Here is a 4,198-nt window from a genome sequence, read left to right on the forward strand (position 1 = left end):
GGCAGCGACTCGAACGCGGCCGCCGCCGGCGGCAGGCCGGCCATCGGGATCGACCTGCCCCGTGCGGACTCCGACTTCTGGAACTCCTACGCGCAGTACGTCAAGCAGGACGCCTCCGCCCAGGGCCTGAACACCCTGCCGGTGAGCAACTCCCAGAACGACGTCACCAAGCTCGTCGCCAACGTCCAGGTCTTCCAGAACACCGGCGCCAGGGCCGTCGTCATGGCCCCGCAGGACACCGGCGCGATCGCCTCCACCCTCGACCAGCTGTCCGCCAAGAAGATCCCGGTCGTCAGCGTCGACACCCGCCCCGACAAGGGCAACGTCTACATGGTGGTGCGCGCCGACAACAAGGCGTACGGCACCAAGGCCTGCGAGTTCCTCGGCCGGCAGCTCGGCGGCAAGGGCAAGGTCGCCGAGCTCCAGGGCGCGCTGAGCTCCGTCAACGGACGCGACCGCTCCGAGGCGTTCGCGGCCTGCATGAAGGAGAAGTTCCCCGGCATCGAGGTGATCGAGCTGGCCACCGACTGGAAGGGCGACGTCGCCTCCGCCAAGCTCCAGTCCACCCTGGCCGCCAACCCGGACCTGGGCGGCGTCTACCTGCAGGCCGGCGGCGTCTTCCTGCAGCCCACCCTCGCCCTGCTCCAGCAGAAGGGCCTGCTCAAGCCCGCCGGCCAGAGCGGCCACATCGCCATCGTCTCCAACGACGGCATCCCGCAGGAGTTCGACGCGATCCGCAGGGGCGACATCGACGCCACCGTCTCCCAGCCCGCCGACCTCTACGCCAAGTACGCGCTCTACTACGCCAAGGCCGGCGCCGAGGGCAAGACCTTCCAGCCCGGCCCGACCGACCACCAGTCGACCATCATCTCCCTGCCCAACGGCCTGGAGGACCAGCTCCCCGCACCCCTGGTCACCAAGGACAACGTCGACGACAAGTCCCTCTGGGGCAACGGCGTCGGCAAGTAACCCCACCGGCTCATCGTCGGCGGCGGCACGGACTCCCCTTCCGGGGCCGCCGCTGACGGATCCTGCGGAAAGGACGTCCCCGCCATGGCGGACCCCAGCCCCGTCCGGGGCCCCGTCGTCGAGGCCGACGGGATCAGCAAGCGCTTCGGCGCCACCGTCGCCCTCCGCGACGCCCGCATCTCGGTCGCACCGGGCGAATCACACGCCCTGGTCGGCCGCAACGGCGCGGGCAAGTCCACCCTCGTCTCGATCCTCACCGGCCTGCAGAACCCCGACACCGGCACCCTGCGCTTCAACGGCGAACCCGCCCCCGCCCCCGGCGACACCGACGCCTGGCGCACCCGGGCCGCCTGCGTCTACCAGCGCTCCACCATCATCCCCGCGCTCACCGTCACCGAGAACCTCTTCCTCGACCGCCAGAGCACCGGGGCGATGCGCCCGATCCGCTGGAAGCAGCTGCACGCCCGCGCCACCGGCCTGCTCGCCGAGTACGGCGTGGACGTCGACCCGACCGCACGCGCCGATAACCTGACGGTCGAACAACGCCAGTTCGTCGAGATCGCCCGCGCGCTCTCCCTCGGCGCCCGCTTCATCATCCTCGACGAGCCCACCGCCAAACTCGACGCCCGCGGCATCGACAAGCTCTTCGACAAGCTGCGCTCCCTCCAGGAGCAGGGCGTCGCGTTCCTGTTCATCTCCCACCACCTGCAGGAGGTCTACGACCTCTGCACCACCGTCACCGTCTACCGCGACGCCCGGCACATCATCACCGCACCCGTCACCGAACTCGACCAGCACGCCCTGGTGGAGGCGATGACCGGCGAGAGCACCCGGGACGCCGAACCCGCCTGGTCACCGGCCGGCCGCACACGCCCGGACGACGCCCCGCTCCTGGAGGTCACCGGGCTGAGCCTGGACGGCGCCTACCACGACCTCTCGCTCACCGCACGCCCCGGCGAAGTCGTGGGCCTGGCCGGCGCCGCCGCCAGCGGCAACGTCCGGCTCGGCGAAACCCTCGCCGGCCTGCACCACCCCCGGTCCGGCACCATCACCGTCAAAGGCCGCCCGGTGCGCACCGGCCGCGTTCCCGCCGCCCTCGCGGCCGGCATCGGCTTCGTCCCCGAGGACCGCCACATCCAGGGCCTCATCCCACAGCGCAGCGTCGCCGAGAACGCCACCCTGACCGTCACCGACCAGCTCGGCTCGTACGGCACGGTACTGCCCTCGCGCACCCGGGCCTTCGCCGAGCGGATGATCGACGACCTCGACATCAAGACGCCCGGCCCCGCCACCCCGGTGTCCGCGCTGTCCGGCGGCAACCAGCAGAAGGTCGTCATCGCCCGCGCACTGGCCACCGACCCGCAGGTCCTGGTCGCCATCCGGCCCACCAACGGCGTGGACATCAAGTCCAAGGAATCCCTGCTCGGCACCGTCCGCGAAGTCGCCGACGCCGGCAGGAGCGCCCTGATCGTCTCCGACGAACTCGACGACCTGCGGGTCTGCGACCGCGTCCTGGCCATGTTCCACGGCCGCGTCGTCGCCGAGTTCGCGCACGGCTGGAGCGACGAACAACTGGTCGCAGCCATGGAGGGCATGACCGGCCCGACCGACCCGAAGGAACCCAATGCCCCCCACCACTGAGCTCCGAGCACCGTCGGCCACGGCCGTCTCCGCCCCTGCCGGGCGCCGCTTCGACCTGGCCCGCTACCGCGACCTGTCGCTCGTCCCGGTCCTGCTCGTCCTGGGCGTCATCGGCTTCGCCGTCTCGCCGGCGTTCCTCACCTCCGACAACCTCCTCGGCGTCGGCCAGCAGGCCACCGAACTCAGCCTGCTCGTCCTCGCCGAAGCCCTCATCCTGATCGCCGGCCGGATGGACCTCTCCCTGGAATCCACCATCGGCGTCGCCCCCGTCATCGCCGTCTGGCTCGTCCTGCCCGACCACGGCGCCCGCTTCAACGGCCTCGGCCTCCTCCCCTCCTGGACCGCCATCCCGCTCTGTCTCGCCGTCGGCGCGCTGATCGGCGCGATCAACGGGTTCCTGATCCTCAAACTGCGCCTCAACGGCTTCATCGTCACCCTCGGCGCACTCACCCTGCTCCGCGGCCTCCAGGTCGCCATCTCCCAGGGCCAGTCCATCGTCACCCTGCCCCACTCCCTCACCTACCTCGGCCGCACCAACTGGCTCGGCATCCCGGCCGCAATCTGGATCTGCACCCTCCTCTTCCTCGCCGGAGGCAGCGCCCTCGCCTGGCTGCGCCACGGCCGCGCCCTCTACGCGATCGGCGGCAACGCCGAGGCCGCCCGCGCCGCCGGCATCCGGGTCGACCGGATCACCTGGACCGTGCTCATCCTCGGCGGCCTGCTCGCCGCCTTCGCCGGCATCCTCTACACCGGCCACTACGGATCCATCTCCGCCGACCAGGGCAACGGCTGGATCTTCCAGGTCTTCGCCGCCACCGTCATCGGCGGCGTCAGCCTCAACGGCGGCCGCGGCACCCTCTTCGGCGCCCTCACCGGCGTGCTGACCCTCCAACTCGTGGTCAACGTCATGACCCTCGCCGGCGTACCACCGCTGTGGAACCAGTTCCTCAACGGCGCGATCATCATCGTCGCGCTGATCATCTCCCGCTTCGCCTCCGGCGAGAAACAGGAGTGACGGGCCCCCTGGCCTGAGAGCCGCCGGAGCGGCGCCACCAGCCGGCCGGCAACCGGTCGCGCCGCTCCGGCCTCCCCGTCCCGCCCCCACGACCGACCACCACTCCCTTGCCCGCACGCAGGAGGCACACACCCATGGCGGTGACCGACCAGGCCATCGAGAAGATCAAGGAAATGATCGTCTCCGGCGCCCTGCCGCCCGGCGCGAGACTCCCCAACGAGGCCGAACTCGCAGCTCGGGCTGTCCCGCAACTCCCTGCGCGAGGCCGTCCGCGCACTCACCGCGATGCGGATCCTCATCCCCAGACAGGGCGACGGCACCTACGTCTCCGGCCTCGAACCCCACCTCCTCCTGGAATCGCTCGCCTTCGCCGCCGACGTCTCCCAAGGCCACACCGCCGGCCAACTCCTCCAGGTACGAAGACTGCTGGAACCCCAGGCCACCGCCCTCGCGGCCGACCGGATCACCGACGAGAACCTGGGAACGCTGCGGGCCGTCCTCGACCGGAGCGCCGCGGCGGCCGACATCGAGGAGTTCGTCGAGCTGGACATCGCCTTCCACCGCACCGCACCA

General features: G+C 71.0%; 3 protein-coding genes and 1 pseudogene. All 4 read left to right on the top strand.

Annotated features, from left to right (window positions below; genetic code table 11):
- Positions 1-969, top strand: a 969-nt coding sequence (locus tag C2142_RS04760; RefSeq protein WP_241002379.1) for a sugar ABC transporter substrate-binding protein, incomplete at its 5' end; no start/stop codon positions are given.
- Between the two features lie 84 nt (positions 970-1,053).
- A complete protein-coding gene (locus C2142_RS04765) occupies positions 1,054-2,610 on the top strand; it encodes a sugar ABC transporter ATP-binding protein (RefSeq protein ID WP_148641224.1) in 1,557 nt (518 codons plus the stop codon).
- Positions 2,594-3,625 carry an ABC transporter permease gene (locus C2142_RS04770; protein ID WP_148641225.1) on the top strand — a complete coding sequence of 344 codons (1,032 nt, stop codon included), beginning with the start codon at positions 2,594-2,596 and terminating at the stop codon, positions 3,623-3,625. Before C2142_RS04765 ends, C2142_RS04770 begins: the two co-directional genes overlap by 17 nt.
- A gap of 134 nt (positions 3,626-3,759) precedes the next feature.
- Positions 3,760-4,198: pseudogene (locus C2142_RS39320) on the top strand (GntR family transcriptional regulator); the annotation flags it as partial.

Origin of the sequence: Streptomyces sp. CB01881, assembly GCF_002953255.1 — a bacterium.
GTDB lineage: Bacteria > Actinomycetota > Actinomycetes > Streptomycetales > Streptomycetaceae > Kitasatospora.

Coding starts and splice junctions, on each gene's coding strand:
- C2142_RS04770 (WP_148641225.1), top strand. CDS start 2,594: ATGCCCCCCACCACTGAGCTCCGAGCACCGTCGGCCACGGCCGTCTCC.
- C2142_RS04765 (WP_148641224.1), top strand. CDS start 1,054: ATGGCGGACCCCAGCCCCGTCCGGGGCCCCGTCGTCGAGGCCGACGGG.